The organism is Paracoccus sp. (in: a-proteobacteria) (genome assembly GCF_030604785.1).
GTDB lineage: Bacteria > Pseudomonadota > Alphaproteobacteria > Rhodobacterales > Rhodobacteraceae > Paracoccus.
Genome location: NZ_JAUVVF010000017.1, coordinates 23,441 through 42,716, shown reverse-complemented (window position 1 = coordinate 42,716; position 19,276 = coordinate 23,441). Strand labels below are relative to the sequence as shown.

The window sequence follows — 19,276 nt, the reverse complement described above, 5'->3', positions numbered from 1 at the left end:
CCTCCCAGAGCGAACCGCTTAAAGTGCGGCTTCGAATGTCGATTGGTGCAGCGCCAGCGCGCCGTCATGGTGCAGGAATGCAAAGCCGTTGCCCGGCAGGCTCAGCAATCCCTCGGCCATCCGCGCCGAGGATGGCCCCGTCAGATCCGCGGGACCCGACAGACGGAAATCCGCCTGCCGCGGCGACAGGTTGAAAAGGCAGGTCAGCGTCTGCCCCGCAGCCGAGCGTCGGAAGCCCAGGACGGGCTCGGGCAGGTCGATAAACGTCGTCCTGCCGCCGGACAGCGCCGGGCTGGCCTTTCGGAACGCGATGGTGCGGCGGTAGAAGTTCAGGATGCTCTCGGGGTCGCTTTCCTGCCGGTCGACGGCGCGGGCCTGCTGCGGTGCCTTGACCGGCAGCCACGGCGTCGCCGACGAGAAACCGGCATGCGGGGCATCCCCTTCCCAGACCATCGGCGTGCGGCAGCCGTCCCGGCCCTTGACCGCCGGCCAGAAGCGCAGCGCGGGCGGATCGGTCAGCTCGTGATAGTCCAGAACCGTCTCGGACAGCCCCAGCTCCTCGCCCTGATAGATGCCGATCGTGCCCTCGAAGGCCATCAGCATCGCGCAGCTCAGCCGCGCCATCGCGTCATGGCTGACGGCGTGGTCGGCCCAACGCGACGGGTGGCGCGGCACGTCATGGTTGGAAAAGGACCAATAGGGATGCCCATCCGGCGCGCCCTTCTGGAAACCCTCGATGCAGCGGCGGAAATGCGCGGCGGTGAAGTCGGGCGACAGCATCGCAAAGGAATAGGCCATGTGCAGATGATCGCGTCCGGCCGTGTATTCGGCCATCAGCTCGATCGACCGGTCGCCCATCTCGCCCACTTCGCCCACCATCATGATCTCGCCATAGCGGTCGGTCAGCTGGCGCAGGCGCCGCAGAAAGGCCAGGTTCTCGGGCTGGTTCTTGTTGTGGATGTTCTGCTGCATCCCGTAGAGATCCGTCGCCATAACCTGCCGCCTTGCCTGCGCCGGGGGGTTCGACCGCAGCTGCGCGTCATGGACGTAGTAGTTGACCGTATCCAGCCGGAATCCGTCCAGCCCCCGCTGCAGCCAGAATTCGCAGGTCTGCAGGATCGCGTCCTGCACATCGGGGTTGTGAAAGTTCAGGTCGGGCTGCGCGGCCAGGAAGTTGTGCAGGTAATACTGCCCCCGCGTCGCGTCGAATTCCCAGGCGGGACCGCCGAAATGGCTGTGCCAGTTGGTAGGGGGCGAGCCGTCGGGCAGCGGGTCGGCCCAGACATACCAGTCGGCCTTGGGGTTGTCGTGGCTCGAGCGGCTTTCCCGGAACCAGGGATGCTGGTCCGAACTGTGGCTGAGGACCTGGTCCGTGATGACCTTCAGCCCCAGCTCGTGTGCGCGCGCGATCAGCGCGTCGAAATCGGCCAGTGTGCCGAACAGCGGGTCGATGTCGCAGTAATCGGACACGTCATAGCCCATGTCCTTTTGCGGCGACAGGAAGACGGGCGACAGCCAGATGCAATCCGCCCCAAGCGCCGCGATGTGCGGCAGCCGCCGGATGATGCCCTGCAGATCGCCGATGCCGTTCCCGGTCGAGTCCTGAAAGGACCGGGGATAGACCTGATAGATTACGGCATCGCGCCACCATTCCCGTCCCTGCACCGGCATCCTCCATTTGATGATTCGAGGCGACCTTAGCAGCCGTTCAAATTTATTCAAAGCGCTTTGAGTCGTACAAATACCCTATCAATCGGGGCTTGGCTGTGCATTATGAAACGGCCGCTGCGGTTGTTGCGGGGCTGTTTGGGCATGGTGGTCATGACGACGCTGAAGGATATCGGGAGGGCACTTGGCCTGTCGGTGACCACGGTCAGCCGGGCTCTGAACGACTTTCCCGAAGTGTCGCCGCAGACCCGCCTCCGCGTCCGGGCAGCGGCCGAGCGGCTGGGCTATCAGGCCAATCGCAGCGCGCAGCGCCTGGCCACGGGGCGATCGGGGATGGTCGGCATGATCGTCAAGACCAGCGCCGATTACCGCGCGGACCAGACCTTCATGGAGATCCTGGTCGGCATGTCGGCGGCGCTGGCGGCGCGCGACACGGATCTGGTCCTTGCGGTCGATCAGGGCCGCGACCCGGTCGAGCCCTATCGCCGCATGCTGGGGCGGGATCTGCTGGACGGGTTCATCCTGAACGCGCCGGTGACGGACGATCCGCGGATCAGCTACCTGAACGAGCGCGGCATTCCGCTGGTCGTGCACGGCCGCGACCGGATGGATGCGGATTACCCCTTCTTCACCATCGACAATCACGCCGTGGCCGCGGAATCGGTGCAGCTGCTGACCGCCCTGGGACATCGGCGCATCGCCTATCTGAACGGTCCGGCCCAGTATTCCTATGCCGCGCGCCGCGCGCAGGGCTATCGCGCCGCGATGGCCGAGGCGGGTCTGCCGGTCCTGGAAGGCGCGCTGACCCATGATCCGCCGACGGCGGCCGCAGGCTATCGGCAGGCCCTGTCGCTTCTGGCGGGGCAGCGCGGCGCGCCGCCCACGGCCTTCATCTGCGGATCGCTGCTGCTGGCCGAGGGGGTGATGCATGCCACCGTCGATCTGGGGCTCAGCGTGCCCCGCGACGTGTCGGTCATGGCCCATGACGATGGCCTGCCCATGCTGCGCGCCAGCAGCTTCACCCCTGCCCTGACCGTCACCCATGCGCCGCTGCACGATGCCTGCGTGCCGCTGGCCAATGCCCTGGTCGATCTGATCGGCGGGGCCGATCCCAAATCCTTGCAGGTGCTGAACCGTGCCGAGCTGATCGTGCGCGATTCCACCGGACCTGCCCCCGAAACAGGAAGAACCCCATGGCCCTAGATCATCCCAAACCGGCCGCGCCCGCGCTCGAGATCGTCAAGCTGAACAAGACCTACGGCGCCGTTCCGGTGCTGCACAAGATCGACATCTCGATGGATCAGGGCGAGTTCCTGGTTCTGGTCGGCCCGTCGGGATGCGGCAAGTCGACCCTGCTCAACTGCATCGCCGGGCTCGAGGAGATCACGTCCGGGGCGCTGCGGATTGGCGGACGCGAGGTCACGCAGGAGCCGCCCGCGGACCGCGACATCGCGATGGTCTTTCAGTCCTACGCGCTCTATCCCACGATGACGGTGGGCGAGAATATCGGTTTTGGCATGAAGATCCGCCGCGTTCCCAAGGTCGAGGCACAGGCCCGTGTGGCCGAGGTCGCGCGGATGCTTCAGATTGATCATCTGCTGGACCGGCGCCCCGCGCAGCTTTCGGGCGGCCAGCGCCAGCGCGTCGCCATGGGCCGGGCCCTTGTCCGCGACCCCAGGCTGTTTCTGTTCGACGAGCCCCTGTCGAACCTGGACGCCAAGCTGCGCGTCGAGATGCGGGCCGAGATCAAGCGCCTGCACCGCAGCACGGGCGCATCGATCGTCTATGTGACCCATGATCAGGTCGAGGCCATGACGCTGGCCAGCCGCATCGTGGTGCTCAAGGGCGGCCATGTGCAGCAGATCGGCACGCCGCAGCAGATCTACGACACGCCCGCCAACACCTTCGTCGCCGACTTCATGGGCAGCCCCCCGATGAACCTCTGCCCTGCCGTGATCGAGGGCCGGACGATCCGCGTCGCAGAGCATCGCATCCCGATGCCGCCGGGCTTTGGCGACCGGACGGGCGGCGTCATCTTCGGCATCCGCCCCGAGCATCTGTCGATTGGCGACCGGCCCGACCTGACGGTGACGCCGACAATGATCGAGAATACCGGCTCGGAATGCTATGTCGTGTTCGATCTTGGCGGTCACCCCATGACCGCCAAGCTGCCCGGCCGGATGGACGAGAACGATCTGTCCCCCATCGGTCTGACGGTCGATCACGCCCGCATCTCTCTGTTCGATCCCGAAACCACGCGGCGGATCGAGCCGTAGCACGGCGACTTGCCGGTTCTCTGCCGCGCTCGGCCGGGTTAGGATGGCGCAGCGCCGGCGGCACATCCCGGCGCGGAGGAGGCGCGGCCGATGGACGGGGTTGCCGTCGAAATCAGAAGCTATTCCGGCGAGGTCACGCGGCATCTGCATGACTTCGACCAGATCATCCTGCCCTGCGCGGGGCGTCTGGACATCGAGATCGGCGCGCAAGCGGGCTTTGTCGCCGGAGGAGTGGCCTCCTACGTTGCCGCCGGGTCCGATCATGCCTTCATGGCGCAGCCATCCGACATGTTCATCGTGCTCGACGCTCCGGCGGGCAAGGTGCGGGCGGACCTGTCGCCGTTCTTTCCCGTCACGCCCGACATGCAGGGCCTGATCGACTTTCTGGCCGCGCGGGGTCAGGCCAGCCTCGCGCCGGCGCACAAGGCGGCCTGGACCGCGCTGGCGCTTGGATCCCTGGCCCGGCCGGGCCGCCCGCCGGACGCGCAGGAGATCGCCGTCAGGAAGGCGCTGGCCTTCATGCAGGAACGACTGGCCGATCCGATCCGCGTCGCCGACATCGCCCGCGCGGCAGGCATCAGCCCCAGCCGGCTGCATGAAGCCTTTGTCAGAAAGCGGGGCACCACACCCCATGCCCGGCTGGTCGCGCTGCGTCTGGATGCCGCGACAAGGATGCTTGCCCAGACGCAGCTTTCGCTGGCCGAGATCGCGATCCGCACCGGGCATGGCGATCAGAGCGCGCTGACCCGGATCATGCGCCGCGAGCGACAGACGACGCCGGGGCGGCTGCGGCGCGATGTGCGGAACGGTGGAGGAATTGCCTGAACTTCAGGAGGATCGGGCAAGACCCTGCCCGATTTTTCCCCGATCTTGCCCGTCAGGATCGGAGGCGTGGATGACAAGGCAGCGACAGGCACAGGCGACGGCGATCGGGCTTCTGGCCATCGGCCTGTGGTCCGGGCTTGCGCTGTCGACAGTCGCGGCTGCGGGCATTCCCCCGTTTCAGCTGCTGACCCTCAGCTTCGGCGTGGCCTTCGCCAGCGGGATGATCGCGCTGGTCGTGCAGGGGCGCCGCGCCCTGTCCCGCCTGAGACAACCCCGCGATGCGTGGGTTTTGGCGTTTCTGGCCATCTTTCTCTATCACACGCTCTATTTCTACGCGCTCTCGGCCGTTCCTGCGGCGCAAGCCAGCCTTGTCGCCTATCTCTGGCCGCTCTTGATTGTGCTGTTTTCCGCCCTCGCTCCGGGGGGCGGGCGGCTGCGGCTGCGCCATCTGGCGGGCGCGGCACTGGGCCTCGCGGGCGCGGCGCTGCTGTTTCTGGACGATGACGTGGCAAGCGGCCAGACGGTCAACGGGATCGGCTATCTGGCGGCTTTGGGGTGTGCGCTGATCTGGTCCGGCTATTCCGTGCTCAACCGCCGTTTCGCGCATGTCCCGAGCGACATGCTGATCGGCGTCTGCGGCGCCGTGGCTCTGGCCGGCGGGATCGGGCATCTGGTGTTCGAGCAATCCGTCTGGCCCCGCCCCTTGCAATGGGCCGCGATCCTGTTCCTGGGCATCGGACCGACCGGCCTTGCCTTTCTGGCCTGGGACCATGCGACGAAGCACGGCAATACGCCGCTGCTGGGGGCGCTGTCCTACCTGACGCCGCTTTTGTCGACGCTGCTGCTCGTGGCCAGCGGACAGGCGCCGGGCACCATCCTGATCGGGATCTCGGCCCTGCTGATCGTGGCTGGGGCGTTGCTGGCGAGCCTGGCACCCGTGCAAAGGCGCCTGCCAAAGGTCGCCGCAGATCGCGCGTCGACGGGATGAAGCCGCCCGGCAGACACGATGCCGGGCACAGCCAGACGCACGCAAGGCGTTGATCGCCCTTCCGGGCGATTGCGTCCCCAGGCCAGTTCGGTCCGCGCAAGACCGTCGCCACTGCAGAGCAGCGGCGCGTCGATGGCCTTGGCGCAGGCATAGGACAGCGCGTCGCCCAAGTTCAGCCGCGCCGGATGCCCCGCCACATCGCCATAAGGCGCCAAGGCCGCCATGGCCTCTGCCGACCCGGACGGCCAGCGCGCGGCACACCCCCTCGCTCTTGTTGGTCAGGCCGGTCAGGGCGCTATGGCGAGCCACCAGCTCGACGATCTCGTCGCTCTTGTCAGGACAGCCATTGGTTTATCCTTTATTGGTTTGCGGGGATATACTGGTGCAGATATAGGCGTCGGACGAAATTCGAGGCGAGTGATGGATTGACGGGCCACCCGGTCCGTCCGCGCATGCGAACCCGGAAGCGAGGCATTCGCCCGCGACGATGGAGTGGCGGATGTGCGCTTGCGGTGACGCTGATGACGACCTCGGGTTCTGTGCCCGCTGCCACCAATCCGTGCCTCGTCGGGATGACGGCCTGCACCGCGCCGACCTTGCGGTGATGGGCGGCCTGGTCGCGTTCTTCTGCGTCCTCGGCATGGTCATCGGCTCGGTGATCCTGTGGGACAGCCTGTTTCTCTGACGAAGCGGGCGAATAGGCGCGCGAGGCGTCGTCGGCCGAGCTGAGAACCGGTCGCGGGCTGCCGCCGATCGATCCCGGAACCGGCCGAGGGGGGTGGGCTTTTGCCGCCGTCTCGGCAAGCATGCCCCTCATGCGTCGCATCATCGAACTGATCCTGATCTATGCTTGGGCCATCTGCGCCGGAGCGCTGTTTCTCCGCCTCGGGGCGCCGCTGCCCTGGATGATCGGTCCGCTGGTCGGCGTGGCGGGTCTCTATGTCGCGGGGGTGACGCGTTACGCCATCCCGGTGAAGACGCGCCCCCTCGCCCAGATCATCGTCGCGGCGCAGGTCGGGCTTGCCTTTTCGCCCGCAGCATTCGCGGTGCTGCTGGAACGGGGGCCGCTGCTGGTCGGCATGGCGCTGGCGACGGCGGCCTGCGCGGGTTTGGCGGCCTGGGTGCTGGCCCGGCTGTCAGGCATGGGCGCCGTCTCGGCCCTGCTTTCGACGATCCCGACCAGCCCGGTCGAGGCCGCCACCATCGCCGAGCGTCTGGGTCTGCGACCCGGCGGGATCATCTTTGCGCAGACGCTGCGCATCGCGGCGATCGTCGTCGTCGTGCCGGTTGCGATCTATGCGATGGAGGGCTGGCCGGAACGCGGCGGTGCGCCTGCGGGCGTTCTGGTGCCGCTGAACTCGGCTTTCCTCTTTGCGGTGGCCGTCGCGACGGCATTCCTGTTCCGGGCGATCGGCATCTCGAACCCGTTCTTTCTGGGCGCACTGGCCGGTTCGGCCGCGCTGACCGCCGCCGGGGTCGAGCCCGCGCCCTTTGGCCCGGTGATCCTGGGCGGCGCGCAGGTGCTGCTGGGCACCTGGCTCGGCTCGACCTTCCGACGCGATCTGTTCAGGTCGGCCGGCGGGATGATCGCGCCGATCATCGGCTCGACCCTGCTGTTCCTGATCCTCACCGCGGCGCTGGCCGTGCTGCTGTCGCGGCTGACGCCGCTTGGCTGGCAGGACCTCGTGCTGGGCGCCGCACCCGGAGGCGTGACCGAGATGGCGCTGACGGCCAAATATCTGGGGCTGGACGTGGCCCTGATCACGGCCTTCCATCTGGTCCGCATCTTCCTGATCGTGCCGTTCATCCCGGCCATCGCCAAGGCGCTGGACCGCCGGATCGGGCACTAGGATCCGATGCTGGGCATCACGATGTCGGGCAGGATCGCGCATTCCTCCAGCATGGGCGCGACGGGGCGCCCCGCCAGGATGCCGTGGCGCGTCACCAAGATCGTCTCGATCCCGGCGGCCAGGCCGCCCAGGATGTCGGTCTGCGGCGTGTCGCCGATCATCGCGTAACGGCCCGGACCCATCCGGTTCAGCGCCGTGCGGAAGGCTTCGGGGAAGGGCTTGCCGAAATAGCCCGGCGCGATGCCGGTGCGGTCCTGCAGATCATGGGCCCAGTAGCCGGGTTCCAGGCTCAGCCCGTCTTCGCGCGGGGCGACCAGATCGGGGTTGCCGACAATCACGGGGCGGGGACGCGCCTTCAGCGCCTCGACCAGCCGGTCCTGAAGATCGCCGTTCCAGCGGATCGAGGACAGGAACAGGAAGCCCCCCGCCCGCGCCCAGTCCGCCCCCGGCGCCAACAGATCGAAGCCCTGACCCGGCAGATCGCCTAGCCGGTCCTCGGCCGCGCAGATCGCGCCCCACAGCACGCCCCGGTCCAGATGCGCCATCGCCACGTCGCGGCTGGAGATCACCTCGGACCGGCGCACGTCCAGACCCATCCGCGCATATTTGGCCAAGGCCGTCTCGACCCCGTAGCTGGCGGCGTTGGTCAGCACGCAGAACCGCTTGCCCGCCGCACGCAGGGCGCCAAGGCAGTCGGCCGCGCCCGGGATCGCGGTTTCGCCCACATTCAGCACGCCGAAACTGTCGAAAAGGAACCCGTCATAATCGCCAGCGACCTCGGCCAGCGATGCGGCGGGGCGGCACGCGCCTTGACGGGGGGCCAATGGTAGCCGGTCGCGCACCTCCTGGTAACGCGCCCAGGCCCGGTCCAGCGTGAGGGTGGGATAACGCTCGGCCAAGGCGGTCGGGGCGGTGTCGGGCAGGCTCATGATGAAGGTCCTTCAGGCGGGGAATGGCTCTGCCGCGCAGGATAGAGGCCGCGTCGGATCTGGAACAGGTCCGATGGCATGAGCCGAGGCAATCGGGATCAAGCTCTCCGCATTTACCGCCGCGCCGGGCCCTGAGGGTGAGCCCGCCGCATGGCACCGCTGATGCCCCGCGCGGCGCCGCTGATCGGCCCCGCGTGGCTGAGGCCCACGGGGGCGCTATCCCTCCACGCGCAACGACATCGCTGCGCCGCATTCGAGGACCGCGTCCCTGACCCTCACCGCGTGGCGCAGACCATTCGCAAAGTCGAAGCGCGGGAAGCTTGATGCCGCAAGGATCAGGCCCAGCCGGTTGCCCCTCTGCGCCCGGTAGAAGGTCGGGGCCAGTTCGACCCTGACCCGGCCCGCCGAGGCGCGGCGGATGCCATCGGTGATGTTGACCACCGCGCCGCAGGCCAGTTCCTCGACCAGCACGGCATGCAGGTCAAAGGCTCCCTGGGCCTGGCACTCGGCCGTCACGCCGACCTCCGTCAGGACAAGGTCGGTCGGCAGCGGCCTGCCGAACATCGTGGCCGAGCCGGGATGAGCCAGCGTGCCCGTCCGGCGCTGGTCATACATGCCGCCCGCCATCAGCGAGCCGCCCGAAGTGACAGCGCCGCCCGGTGTCGGATGGGGCTGCACCGGGTCGAAGGTCAGGGCGACATCGTCCACCGCCACAGGGGCAGTCGCAGGCGCCTCGGCCCCGTCGCGCCGTTCCGTCCACCGGCCCGTCATCGCGGGCCAGAGCCCCGCCGACATCTCCCAGAACAGATCCGTCGCAAGGGGCATCTCGGCCCGTCCCAAAGCATGGTCGAACCAGTCGAGCCGCAGGCTGACCCAGTCGCGGCCCGTGGCCCGGTCGATCGTGGCATCCGCGCCGAAATCGGCCTCGCCCGCCTGCCCCGTGCTGCGGCGTCCATGCAGCCACGGCCCGAAGATCTGCCGCAAAGGCGCCGTGTTGCGCCTGCGGATCGCCCCGGCCAGTTCCAGCATGTTGCGCGCATAGGGATCGTTCCAGCTGCCCAGCAGCAGGACCGGCACGTCCGGAAACCGGCTGAAATGGGCGGCTGCATGCGTGGCGGGCAGGTTCAGGGATGGATCGTCCCGCCCCATCCCCCAGAGCCGCAGCAGCGCCGCCTCGTAATCCGGCGCCAGCGCCAGCGGAGACCGGCCGGGCCGCCAAGCCCCGCCAAGCAGCGCCGCGCGCAGGTCGGTGGCCTCGATCGCCTCTGCCTGATGAATGCGGCCCCGCTGGCGCAGTGCCTTGGCGGCATGACGGAACGCCCATGTCACCTGCTTGAGCTCGAACGCGCCGCCATAGCGGACGGAATGGCGCCAGGCATCCATCAGCCCGCCCGTGTCGATGGCCATGGCCGCGATCCCCGGCGCGCCCGCCACGGCCGAGGCCAGCTGCGTGTGCGCGCCGTAGGACAGCCCCATCGTGCAGATGCGCCCGTCGCACCAGGGCTGCTCCAGCAGCCAGTGATGCGTGTCCACGCCGTCCTCGGCCTCGTTGACGTATTTCTCGAACTGGCCCTCCGACCCGTAGCGTCCGCGAACATCCTGCATGACCACGGCGTAGCCGCGGGCCGCCATGATTCGGCCCAGCTCGGCCCGGGTCAGCGGCTCGGGCCGGTCCAGCGTCACCTCGGAGCCCGAGATCCCCTGTCGGTCATAGGGCGTGCGTTCCAGAATGACGGGCCAGGGGCCGGGTCCGTCCGGCATGTGGATATCCGTTGCGAGACGGACCCCGTCCCGCATCACCACCATCTGCGTCTGCATGATCCGCGTCCTTTGTCGCGCCGTCACTCGGCGGGGCGGATGTCCTGAGCCAGGGTCCGCTCGATCGGGCGGGCGTCATAGGTCAGACCGTCGCGCAGCGCCCAGATCTGCTGCTCGAAATGCAGCGGGATGATCGCCTGCTGTTCGGTGAAGGCGCGGATCGTGGCCTGCGTCAGCAGGTCGTCGCGTTCGGCCTCGTCGAAGCTCTGGGCGGCGCGCGCCACCAGCGCGTCGAATTCGGGGTCCGAAAAGCGCGTGCGGTTGAAGCCGCCCGTGCCCGCCTCGGGGTCGTTCGTCGCGATGACCTGCTGAAGCCCCCGGATCGCGCTGCCGGTGGTGGTGCCGAAGCCACCGAGGAAGGCCGAGAATTCCTGCCGCCCGGCCCGGTCGAAGAAGATGTTCGAGGGCATCGCCTCGACCGACGAGGTCAGGCCCGCGCGGGCGAAAAGCTGGCTGACCGCCTGCAGGATCTGCGCGTCGTTCTGAGAGCGGTTGTTCGGCCCGTGAAGCGTGATCGTGAAGCCGTCCGGATAGCCCGCCTCGGCCAGCAGCGCGCGCGCGGCCTCGGGGTCGGGCTGCGGGACCGGGACCTGATCGGTCCAGCCGACGAAGCCCTCGGGGACCAGCTGCCCGGTCGGCGTCGCGGTGCCGTTCATGATCCGGTCCGAGATCATCTGCCGGTCCAGCATCAGCGACAGGGCCTGACGCACGCGCACATCCTGCAGCGGATTGCCGCCACCCTGCGCGCTGACGAACGGGCTGTCCTCGCGGTCGCTGTCCAGCGCCAGATAGATCAGGCGGCCGGTCGTGGCGGTCACCATCTGCGCGCCGCTGCGCCCCTCGATGGCGGGCACGTCGCCCGCAGGCACCGCGTCGATCACGTCCACATCGCCCGCGATCAGCGCCGCCACCCGGCCCGCGTCGTTCGGAATGTAGCGGATCACGACATCCGAAAAAGCGGGCGCGTCGCCCCAGTAATCCTCGAACGCGGTCAGGGTCAGGCGCTCGTTCGGGGTCCAGCCACCGTAGCGCCACGGCCCGGTGCCGATGGCGGCGGTGCCTGCGTCGAAATCGCGGCTGGAAATCTCGGTGCCCAGTTCCGAGGGCAGGATGTAGACCGATCCGATCTGCTCGATCAGGTCGGGGGTCGGCTCATGCGTGGTGATCAGCAGGGTCAGGTCGTCCTCGGCCTCGATGCCCGCGATGGCGGCGACATTGCTTTCAAAGGAGGCGGGTGAATTGGCGACGTTCGGGACGCGGGCAAAGGTGGTGATCACGTCCTCGGCGTCTAGCGCGCTGCCGTCATGGAAGGTCACGCCCGCGCGCAGGCGGATGCGCCAAGTGGTCGGGTCGATGCTTTCCCACGATTCAGCCAGCAGGGGGACGGGTTGCAGCGTCTCGTCGATGCCGGCCAAGCCCTCGAAGATGTGGGAGGCGGTGTTCTGCCCCGGCGAGGTGCGCGAGAAATGCGGATCGACGGACGGGTGTTCGGCCTTCAGCGCCATGCGCAGGGTTTCGGCCGAGGCGGCGGCCGTGGTGGCGGCAAGAATGGCGGTCGTCAGCAGAAGACGGGCGGTCATGTCAGGCTCCTTGGGTCTGGGGGGCGACCTGCGGCAGGTCGTAATGGCAGGCGGATCGGTGACCCGCGCCGACATCGCGCAGGGCGGGCCGGGTGCTGCGGCAAAGATCGGTCGCATGCGGGCAACGCGGGTGGAAATGGCAGCCGGATGGCGGGTTCAGGGGCGAGGGCAGTTCGCCCTTGAGCGCGGTGAAGCGGCGTTTCGCGCCGCCCAGCTGCGGCGCCTCGGCCAGCAGGGCGCGGGTATAGGGGTGATGCGCGCGGGCAAAGATCGTGTCGCGGTCGGCGATCTCGACCAGTCGGCCAAGATAGAGGATCGCGATCCGGTCCGAGATGAAGCGCACCACATTCAGGTCATGGCTGATGAACATCGAGGCAAACCCGCCCTGCGCCTTGAGATCGACCAGCAGGTTCAGGATCTGCGCCTGGACCGAGACATCCAGCGCGGCCACGGCCTCGTCGAAGATCACCACCTCGGGGCTGACCGCCAAGGCGCGGGCGATGCCGACGCGCTGGCGCTGGCCGCCCGACAGGGCATGGGGGCGGCGGTCCGCCAGATCGGGGGCAAGGCCCACCTTGTCCAGCATCTGCGCCAGAAAGGCCGCGCTGTCCCTGCGGCGGATCAAGCCGTGGGCCAGCGGCGCCTCGAGGATGGTCTGCGCCACGGACATGGCCGGGTTCAGGCTGGCATAGGGGTTCTGGAACACCATCTGGATCGCGCGCCGCGCCGCGCGGGCGTCCCGGGGCGCCATGTCGGCGATGGGCTGGCCCTGCCAGCGGACCGTGCCCCCCGAGGCCGGCAGAAGCTGCGCCGCGATCCGCCCGAGCGTGGACTTGCCGCAGCCGGATTCGCCCACGATGCCCAGCATCTCGCCCTGCTGCAGTGTAAGGGACACGTCGTCCACCGCCACCAGATGCTGCGGCTTGCGCCCCAGTCCCACCCGGTTCATCGCACGGTCCAGCGCGCCGTCATGGCGGGAAAAGACACGGCGGATCTCGGTCAGTTCCAGAACGCTCATGGCGTCACCTCCAGCGGGAAATGACAGCGCGCGCCTTGGATGACCGGCGGCGCCTGCTCTCGGCAGAGCGGCTGGACGCGCGGGCAGCGGGGCGCAAAGGCGCAGCCCTTGGGCAGCGCGTCCAGCGCGGGCGGCACGCCGGGCAGGTTCGCCAGACGGGTGCGACCGGGGACCGGCACAGCCTCCATCAGGGCGGCGGTATAGGGGTGGCGGGGGGCGGCGAAGATGCGTTCGGCGGGCGCCGTCTCGACCACCTGGCCAGCATACATGACCATCACGTGATCGGCAAAGCCCGACAGCAGCGACAGGTCATGCGTGATCCACAGAATCGCGGTGCCGGTCTCGGCGGCAAGGGACTGGATCTCGGCGATGATCTGGCTCTGGATGGTCACGTCCAGCGCGGTCGTGGCCTCGTCCGCGACGATCAGCGCCGGATCGTTCAGGAAGGCGATGGCGATGACCACGCGCTGCCGCATCCCGCCAGAGAATTCGTGCGGATAGGCCCCCATCCGTTCCTCGGGCGAGGGGATGCCGACGCGGGCCAGCACCTCGACGCAGCGGGCGCGGGCGGCTTGGCGCGAGACGCGGCGATGGGCCAGAACCGCCTCGATCATCTGCTCGCCGATGGTCAGGACCGGGTTCAGCGCGACCATCGGGTCCTGGAAAATCATCGCGATCCGGTCGCCGCGCAAGCGCCGCAGCTGCGCCACCGGCATCGCGGTCAGGTCCTGCCCGTCAAATGTCACCCGCCCGCCGGCGATGGCGATGCCGCGAGGCAGCAGGTCGATCAGCGAATAGGCCATCATCGACTTGCCCGATCCGCTTTCGCCCACCACGCCCAGGATCTGACCCGGCTGCACATCGAAGCTGACCCCGCGCACGACGGGCGTGCCCTTGGCGGCGATCGAGGTCACAAGGTTTTCGACGCTCAGCATCTCAGGCCTCCTGCGGGTTCAGGGCACGGCGGATGCGGTCGCCGAACACGTTCACGGTGAAGATCAGCATCGCCAGCGCGAGGCCCGGATAGATCAGCGCCCAGGTATGGCCCGACAGGATCTCGCGCGAGCCGTTGGCGATCAGCAGGCCAAGGGACGGCCGCTCGATCGAGGTGCCGAGACCCAGGAAGGACAGCGACGCCTCGATGGCGACCGCATGGGCCAGCTGCAGCGTCAGCACCACCATGATGGGCGAGATGGAATTGGGCAGCAGGTGGTGCAGGATGATCCGCCAATGGGGTAGTTCCAGACAGCGGGCGGCCTCGATGTAATCCTGCCCGATCTCGACCAGCGCCGCCGACCGCGCGGTGCGCGCGTAATAGGGCCATTGGGCTACGACCAGCGCCAGGATCAGGTTGCCGGTCCCTGCCCCCGCCAGCGCCATGATGGTCAGCGCGACAAGGATCGTCGGAAAGCCCAGCAGGATGTCGACCAGCCGCATGATGACGGCATCGACCCAGCCCCCGGCATAGGCCGAGACCAGTCCGGCCAGCACCCCGATCACCAGCGCCAGCACGGATGCGGTCGCCGCCACCGTCAGCGTGATCCGCAGGCCATAGAGGATCGCCGACCACAGGTCGCGCCCAAGCGCGTCGGTCCCCAGCCAGTAGGTCAGCCCTCCCATGCCTGCGGGCGATCCCGGCGGCAGGTTGCTGTCGAAGAAATCGACGACGGCATTGTCATAGGGGTCCTGCGGCGCGATCCAGGGCGCCAGCAGCGCCGCCACCACGATCAGCAGGAACAGCGCCAGGCAGAACAGCGCAAAGGGCGCGCGTCGCAGCGAGAGGATGGCGTTTCTCATGCCGGTTTCCCTCCAAGGCGGATGCGCGGGTCCAGCAGCGTATAGGTGACGTCGACCAGCAGGTTGATCACCACGAACATCGCCACCACGATCAGCAGGTAGCCCACGATCACCGGCCGGTCGACGACGTTGATCGAGTTGATCAGCAGCTGCCCCATGCCCGGCCAGTTGAACACCGTCTCGGTGATGATGCCGTAGGCCAGCAGGTTCCCCAGCTCCAGCCCCAGCACGGTGACCAGCGGGATCAGCACGTTGCGGAAGGCATGGCGCATCAGGATGCGCCCTTCCGGCACGCCCTTGGCGCGGGCATAGCGGACATACTCGCTGTTCATCGCCGCCTGCACCTGCGCCCGCGTCAGGCGGATCACCATGGCCGCGTTGAACAGCGCAAGGTTCAGCGCGGGCAGGAAGATGTGCGACCAGCCGCTGGCGGTCACGAGGCTGGTCTCGATGCCCAGGAAGGTGCCGGTCTCGCCGCGACCGCCCGAGGGGAACCAGCGCAGCTGAACCGCGAACAGCAGGATCAGCAGCAGGCCCTGCCAGAAATTCGGCAGCGAATAGGCAAAGATCGAGCCGTTCATGATCCCATCATCGGCGACGCTGCCCGCGCGGTAGCCCGCGACCAGCCCAAGCGGCAGGCCGATGATCAGCGACATGACGAAGGCCGCCAGCCCCAGTTCCACCGTCGCGGGCAGGCGTTGCAGCACCAGATCGATGGTCGGCTGGTTGTAGACGAACGAAGTCCCCAGATCGCCCTGGAACAGCCCGGTCAGATACAGCCAGTATTGCACCAGGATCGGCCGGTCGAGGCCCAGGGCCACACGGGCACGTTCGACCTCGGCAGCGGTGGCGTCCGGCGGCACCAGCATCTGCACCGGATCGCCGATGGCATAGACGCCCATGAAGACCAGAAACGACACCAGCAGCAGCACGAACACCGCCTGCCCCAGCCGTCTGACAAGATATGCCGCCATTGCGAATCCTCCTGTTGATCCACCATGGCGCCGTGGACAGGCAGCGTCCACGTTACTAGAATATTTCTTCATCTAGCGAATTCCCGGTAGCATCATGTTCAGCCTGATCCAGCTGCAATCCTTCCAGGCGGTCTTCACGCATGGCACCACGGTGCGCGCCGCGCAGGTGACGGGACGGTCGCAAAGCCAGGTGTCGTCCGATCTGCGCGCCATCGAGGCGCAGCTGGGCCGCCCGCTGTTCCGGCGCGAAGGCGGCCGGCTTGCGCCGACCCAGGCCGCCGAACAGGTCTTCGAGCGCGCGGCGCGGGTCTTCGAGGCCCATCAGAACCTTGCGCGGCTTGGCCTTGGGCGGGGGGACGATCAGGTGCTGACCTTCGGCGCGCCGCGATCTCTGTCGATGACGCTTCTGCCGCGACTGGCGCGCGACCTCAGGCGGCAATTCCCGAACCTGTCCATCGCGCTCAAGTTCGGCCGCTACCCCGAACTGGTCGAGGCCGTGGCCGAGGGCCGGATGGATCAGGCCATCGTCAAGCTGCCGGTTAACGACTGGCGGCTGCGCATCCTTCCGGTCGTCGACGTGCCCCTGGTCGTCGTGATGCGGGCGGATGATCCGCTCACGGCGCTGGAGCGCGTGGGTCCCGAGGATATCGGCGGCCGTCACCTGATCCGCACCAGCGAGAACGCGCCTTCGTGGCAGGCGGTTGTCGCGGCGTTCCGGCAGACGGCAAGGACCCCTTACTCGCGCATCTCGGTCGAGGGGGTCGGCCCGATCTGCCGCCTCGTCTCCGAGGGCGAGGGACTGGCGGTCGTGAACCGCCTGATGGCGGCGGATTATGCCGGCGGGCTGGATCTGCGGATGCGGGTCTTCACCCCCGAGACCTGGGAAAACTTTGCCATCATCCAGAACGCCTCGGCCACGCACGGGCTGACGATGTCGGATGTGCATGACGTGCTGAGCCAGAGCCTGTCCTCGCAGGGCAGGCCATCGGGGACCTAGCTTTCCGTCACCTCACGCGGCCATGCCGATCGTGGCGGCGGCCATCAGCAGGGTCTCGGCGCGCGCCCGGGCGCCGTGGCTTCGGACGATGACCAGAAGCGAATAGGCCCCGTATCCCAGCAGCGCCACCACCGCCAGATGAACCAATGCAGCGCGGACCGGGGATAGCGGCGGTCGCGGGACGTCCTGCAGCGCGACCAGAGGAAAGAGGTAGTCGCCGCAGATCATTCCCTGGTTCAGGACGATCAGCCCGCCGATGACGACGGCCATGGCCAGGCAGGACAGCCGCCTGTGCCGCGCCATGTGATCCGGCGCGCATCGCCGCACCCGGATCATCGCCGCGACCAGAAGCACGACCAGCATGGCGCCTGCGATGCCGGGCAGCGGAACGGTCATGGCGACAACCATCGCCGCAAGCGCCAGCGCGGATTGCAGCGCGGTGCGCGCGCAGCGACGGTCGGCGCAGGACAGGATGGCCGCAAGCGCGGCCATCCCGATCAGCAGGGCGTGGCGCTCTGCCATCGGCTCAATCCGGCGCGCAGCAGCGGCTGGAATGCTCGCGTCCGTTCGGGTCTTCGGGCACGTCCAGCGTCGGGTTGCGGTCGAAGAACCCTTCGGGGCGCAGCTTGAAGCCCGCGTAATCGACCGGCATGACCGGCCAATCCTCGGGCCGGGGAAAGTGGGTCAGGCCAAAGCTGTGCCAGACGACGATATCCTGCCCGTCGATGTCGCGGTCGGCGGCAGCGTAAGACGGCAGGCCCGCCCCGCCCGGATGCTGGTTCGGGGTATAGCCCGCGGCCCACATCTGATCGCGGTCATGCCGCGTCACCCACAGATGCCGGGTCGCAAAGGCCGCGCGCTTGCGGATCGATGCGCCCTCGGCCGCCAGCAGGCCCGGCTGCCCCTCGGGCATCAGGACATAGGCGGTCGGCTCGCCCACGCGGTTCCTCGCCTCGGAGGACGCGATGCGCCAGACGCGCCCCACTGCGTTGTCGGCGTCGCGCTGCGCCTCGGCCTCGGTCCGCAACCGCGTGACATGCCGGGTGAAGGCATTGCCGAGCGGGTTTTCGGGGCCGATGGGCAGCCGCGCCACGTCCAGTTCGTCGACATGGCAGCGGTCGCCATCGATCGCCACGTCCAGCCGGGCCGAGAACATGTGCTGGTGGATCGGCGCGCCCAGACCCGGCGCCATCAGCGTGGCGTAATCATATGCGCCGCCCGGATGCCCCGAGGTGAAGACGATGCCGGTGGCCTTGCATTCCAGTTCGATCCGGCCGTCCAGATAGAGATACCAGTAGAAGCCGTAATCGTAATTGCCCACCGTGACAAAGAAGCTGATCACCAGCCGCCGCTGACGCCGGACGGTGCCCTGCCCTGTCATGAAATCGGTGTGTTTCCAGAGCGTTCCGTAATCTTCCTCGTGGATGCAGATGGCGTTCCGGATGATGACCGGCTGACAGAAATCATCCACGACCGTGGCGTCCAGATAGTGGATCTTGCCAAGGCAGTCGCAGCCCAGAACCAGCGAATTGGCCAGCCGTCCGAACTGGTATTCGCCCGCGTCGAAATAGTTCTGCCAGTCATGGGTCGGCTGCGGCTCGCCATAGGGCACCACCATTTCCGAGATCGAGGCCCGGTTCAGGATCGGCCGCATCCTCCCCCGGTCGTTGAAGGCGATATCGTGCAGCGTCAGACCCTCGCGCCCGTTGAAGCCGATCCGCAGGCGCCAGTTCTGCCAGTCCAGCACATGGTCACGGATGGTGAAGCTGGCGCCCTCGGGCTGGGTGATGCGCAGGGGCTTCATGTCCGTGCGCGGCGCGCCGGCGATGGCGGGGTCCAGATAGTCGCCGCTTTCCGCCGGAATCGAGGGATAGCCCGTATCGACCAGTCGCAGCACGCGCCTTTCGGTCAGGTCCACATGGGCGACCACGCCTTCGATCGGGTGTGCGAACATGGCATGCGTGCCCTCCTGATCCAGAAAGCTGAGGACGCGGATCATGCGCCGCCCGACCTCGTCGGCATGGCCGAAGACGCCTGCGGACAGGGGCGCGCAGCGCACCCGTTCCAGATCGGTGATGCCGCGCCGTTCCATCGCGGCGCGGTAATCGGGATCGGCCTTGGCGATCTCTTCGGCGGCGACGTAATCCTCGTCGAGGATGGGGCCCCACCCGTCGGTGGCGGGGTCCAGCATGCGGTCATGGACGATCCGGCGGGCGGGGATGTCCACGACCATCTCGCGCGCCGTGTTGGCGGCCTTGTCGGTGACCAGCACGCCGATCTCGCGCGGGACGGGCGCGCCCTGGGTCCAGGCGCGCAGCGTGGCGCGGTCGGGTTCGCGCAGCATCACGTAGCTGTAGCGGATCTGCGGACCCTCGATCCCGGCCTCTGCCAGAGTGGTCTTCAGCACGGCGATCTCCGGCGCCGTGATCGGATCGAGCGGGTGGATCGGCTGTGTCATCATCTTCTCCCTGTTCGCGGTTCTTGTGATGCGGCCAAGCCTTGCGGCGCTGCAGATCAAGGGATTGTAGATCGCGCCAGAAAGGCGATAATTCGCGC

The 19,276-nt window shown here is 68.0% G+C and carries 17 protein-coding genes; 7 read left to right on the top strand and 10 right to left on the bottom strand.

What is annotated here, in order from left to right; all coding sequences use genetic code 11:
- Positions 1 to 18: 18 nt before the first annotated feature.
- Positions 19 to 1,665, bottom strand: coding sequence for an alpha-glucosidase (locus QAR72_RS07550; RefSeq protein ID WP_304616757.1), 1,647 nt, complete (start codon positions 1,663 to 1,665; stop codon positions 19 to 21).
- 156 nt (positions 1,666 to 1,821) lie between these two features.
- Here QAR72_RS07550 and QAR72_RS07545 point away from each other — a divergent pair, with 156 nt between their 5' ends.
- The 6 genes from QAR72_RS07545 to QAR72_RS07520 all read left to right on the top strand — a co-directional run bounded on the left by QAR72_RS07545 (position 1,822) and on the right by QAR72_RS07520 (position 7,607).
- Positions 1,822 to 2,871 carry a substrate-binding domain-containing protein gene (locus QAR72_RS07545; protein WP_304616756.1) on the top strand — a complete coding sequence of 350 codons (1,050 nt, stop codon included), beginning with the start codon at positions 1,822 to 1,824 and terminating at the stop codon, positions 2,869 to 2,871.
- Positions 2,862 to 3,944 (top strand): ABC transporter ATP-binding protein, encoded by a 1,083-nt coding sequence (locus QAR72_RS07540; protein ID WP_304616755.1) that lies wholly within the window; start codon positions 2,862 to 2,864, stop codon positions 3,942 to 3,944. The genes QAR72_RS07545 and QAR72_RS07540 overlap by 10 nt, the downstream gene beginning before the upstream one ends.
- 90 nt (positions 3,945 to 4,034) lie before the next feature.
- Positions 4,035 to 4,769, top strand: coding sequence for an AraC family transcriptional regulator (locus tag QAR72_RS07535; RefSeq protein ID WP_304616754.1), 735 nt, complete (start codon positions 4,035 to 4,037; stop codon positions 4,767 to 4,769).
- Positions 4,770 to 4,839: 70 nt separating this feature from the next.
- Positions 4,840 to 5,757, top strand: coding sequence for an aromatic amino acid exporter YddG (yddG, locus tag QAR72_RS07530; RefSeq protein WP_304616753.1), 918 nt, complete (start codon positions 4,840 to 4,842; stop codon positions 5,755 to 5,757).
- A 559-nt stretch (positions 5,758 to 6,316) separates the two neighbouring features.
- On the top strand, positions 6,317 to 6,442 hold the full coding sequence (locus QAR72_RS07525) for a hypothetical protein (RefSeq protein ID WP_304616752.1): 126 nt from the start codon (positions 6,317 to 6,319) through the stop codon (positions 6,440 to 6,442).
- Positions 6,443 to 6,572: 130 nt separating this feature from the next.
- Entirely contained in the window at positions 6,573 to 7,607 is a 1,035-nt protein-coding gene (locus QAR72_RS07520) for an AbrB family transcriptional regulator (protein ID WP_304616751.1), read from the top strand.
- On the opposite strand, the gene QAR72_RS07515 is transcribed toward QAR72_RS07520, so the two are convergent.
- From QAR72_RS07515 to QAR72_RS07485, 7 genes are all read right to left on the bottom strand, one after another.
- Positions 7,604 to 8,536, bottom strand: coding sequence for an HAD-IIA family hydrolase (locus QAR72_RS07515; protein ID WP_304616750.1), 933 nt, complete (start codon positions 8,534 to 8,536; stop codon positions 7,604 to 7,606). The two genes, QAR72_RS07520 and QAR72_RS07515, sit on opposite strands and share 4 nt — an antisense overlap.
- A gap of 216 nt (positions 8,537 to 8,752) precedes the next feature.
- A complete protein-coding gene (locus tag QAR72_RS07510; RefSeq protein WP_304616749.1) occupies positions 8,753 to 10,354 on the bottom strand; it encodes a CocE/NonD family hydrolase in 1,602 nt (533 codons plus the stop codon).
- 23 nt (positions 10,355 to 10,377) lie between these two features.
- Complete coding sequence (locus QAR72_RS07505) at positions 10,378 to 11,934, bottom strand: ABC transporter substrate-binding protein (RefSeq protein ID WP_304616748.1); 1,557 nt, start codon at positions 11,932 to 11,934, stop codon at positions 10,378 to 10,380.
- Position 11,935: 1 nt separating this feature from the next.
- Positions 11,936 to 12,952 (bottom strand): ABC transporter ATP-binding protein, encoded by a 1,017-nt coding sequence (locus QAR72_RS07500; RefSeq protein ID WP_304616747.1) that lies wholly within the window; start codon positions 12,950 to 12,952, stop codon positions 11,936 to 11,938.
- The gene (locus tag QAR72_RS07495; RefSeq protein WP_304616746.1) at positions 12,949 to 13,887 is read right to left on the bottom strand and encodes an ABC transporter ATP-binding protein; all 939 of its coding nucleotides are present in this window, start codon (positions 13,885 to 13,887) and stop codon (positions 12,949 to 12,951) included. Before QAR72_RS07495 ends, QAR72_RS07500 begins: the two co-directional genes overlap by 4 nt.
- A gap of 1 nt (position 13,888) precedes the next feature.
- On the bottom strand, positions 13,889 to 14,749 hold the full coding sequence (locus QAR72_RS07490; RefSeq protein WP_304616745.1) for an ABC transporter permease: 861 nt from the start codon (positions 14,747 to 14,749) through the stop codon (positions 13,889 to 13,891).
- Complete coding sequence (locus QAR72_RS07485) at positions 14,746 to 15,723, bottom strand: ABC transporter permease (RefSeq protein WP_304616744.1); 978 nt, start codon at positions 15,721 to 15,723, stop codon at positions 14,746 to 14,748. Before QAR72_RS07485 ends, QAR72_RS07490 begins: the two co-directional genes overlap by 4 nt.
- A gap of 94 nt (positions 15,724 to 15,817) precedes the next feature.
- Between QAR72_RS07485 and QAR72_RS07480 the strand changes: the two genes are divergently transcribed.
- Positions 15,818 to 16,720, top strand: coding sequence for a LysR family transcriptional regulator (locus QAR72_RS07480; RefSeq protein ID WP_304616743.1), 903 nt, complete (start codon positions 15,818 to 15,820; stop codon positions 16,718 to 16,720).
- A 12-nt stretch (positions 16,721 to 16,732) separates the two neighbouring features.
- On the opposite strand, the gene QAR72_RS07475 is transcribed toward QAR72_RS07480, so the two are convergent.
- Together QAR72_RS07475 and QAR72_RS07470 are read right to left on the bottom strand one after the other, a co-directional pair.
- Entirely contained in the window at positions 16,733 to 17,242 is a 510-nt protein-coding gene (locus QAR72_RS07475; protein ID WP_304616742.1) for a hypothetical protein, read from the bottom strand.
- 4 nt (positions 17,243 to 17,246) lie between these two features.
- Positions 17,247 to 19,178, bottom strand: coding sequence for a primary-amine oxidase (locus QAR72_RS07470; protein ID WP_304616741.1), 1,932 nt, complete (start codon positions 19,176 to 19,178; stop codon positions 17,247 to 17,249).
- Positions 19,179 to 19,276 lie beyond the last annotated feature (98 nt).

Bases quoted from the DNA above. Each gene is read 5' to 3' on its own strand.
- QAR72_RS07485 (WP_304616744.1), bottom strand. From the start codon at position 15,723: ATGGCGGCATATCTTGTCAGACGGCTGGGGCAGGCGGTGTTCGTGCTG.
- QAR72_RS07510 (WP_304616749.1), bottom strand. From the start codon at position 10,354: ATGCAGACGCAGATGGTGGTGATGCGGGACGGGGTCCGTCTCGCAACG.
- QAR72_RS07505 (WP_304616748.1), bottom strand. From the start codon at position 11,934: ATGACCGCCCGTCTTCTGCTGACGACCGCCATTCTTGCCGCCACCACG.
- QAR72_RS07500 (WP_304616747.1), bottom strand. From the start codon at position 12,952: ATGAGCGTTCTGGAACTGACCGAGATCCGCCGTGTCTTTTCCCGCCAT.
- QAR72_RS07540 (WP_304616755.1), top strand. From the start codon at position 2,862: ATGGCCCTAGATCATCCCAAACCGGCCGCGCCCGCGCTCGAGATCGTC.
- QAR72_RS07520 (WP_304616751.1), top strand. From the start codon at position 6,573: ATGCGTCGCATCATCGAACTGATCCTGATCTATGCTTGGGCCATCTGC.
- QAR72_RS07470 (WP_304616741.1), bottom strand. From the start codon at position 19,178: ATGACACAGCCGATCCACCCGCTCGATCCGATCACGGCGCCGGAGATC.
- QAR72_RS07535 (WP_304616754.1), top strand. From the start codon at position 4,035: ATGGACGGGGTTGCCGTCGAAATCAGAAGCTATTCCGGCGAGGTCACG.
- QAR72_RS07545 (WP_304616756.1), top strand. From the start codon at position 1,822: ATGACGACGCTGAAGGATATCGGGAGGGCACTTGGCCTGTCGGTGACC.
- QAR72_RS07515 (WP_304616750.1), bottom strand. From the start codon at position 8,536: ATGAGCCTGCCCGACACCGCCCCGACCGCCTTGGCCGAGCGTTATCCC.
- QAR72_RS07490 (WP_304616745.1), bottom strand. From the start codon at position 14,749: ATGAGAAACGCCATCCTCTCGCTGCGACGCGCGCCCTTTGCGCTGTTC.
- yddG (WP_304616753.1), top strand. From the start codon at position 4,840: ATGACAAGGCAGCGACAGGCACAGGCGACGGCGATCGGGCTTCTGGCC.
- QAR72_RS07475 (WP_304616742.1), bottom strand. From the start codon at position 17,242: ATGGCAGAGCGCCACGCCCTGCTGATCGGGATGGCCGCGCTTGCGGCC.
- QAR72_RS07480 (WP_304616743.1), top strand. From the start codon at position 15,818: ATGTTCAGCCTGATCCAGCTGCAATCCTTCCAGGCGGTCTTCACGCAT.
- QAR72_RS07495 (WP_304616746.1), bottom strand. From the start codon at position 13,887: ATGCTGAGCGTCGAAAACCTTGTGACCTCGATCGCCGCCAAGGGCACG.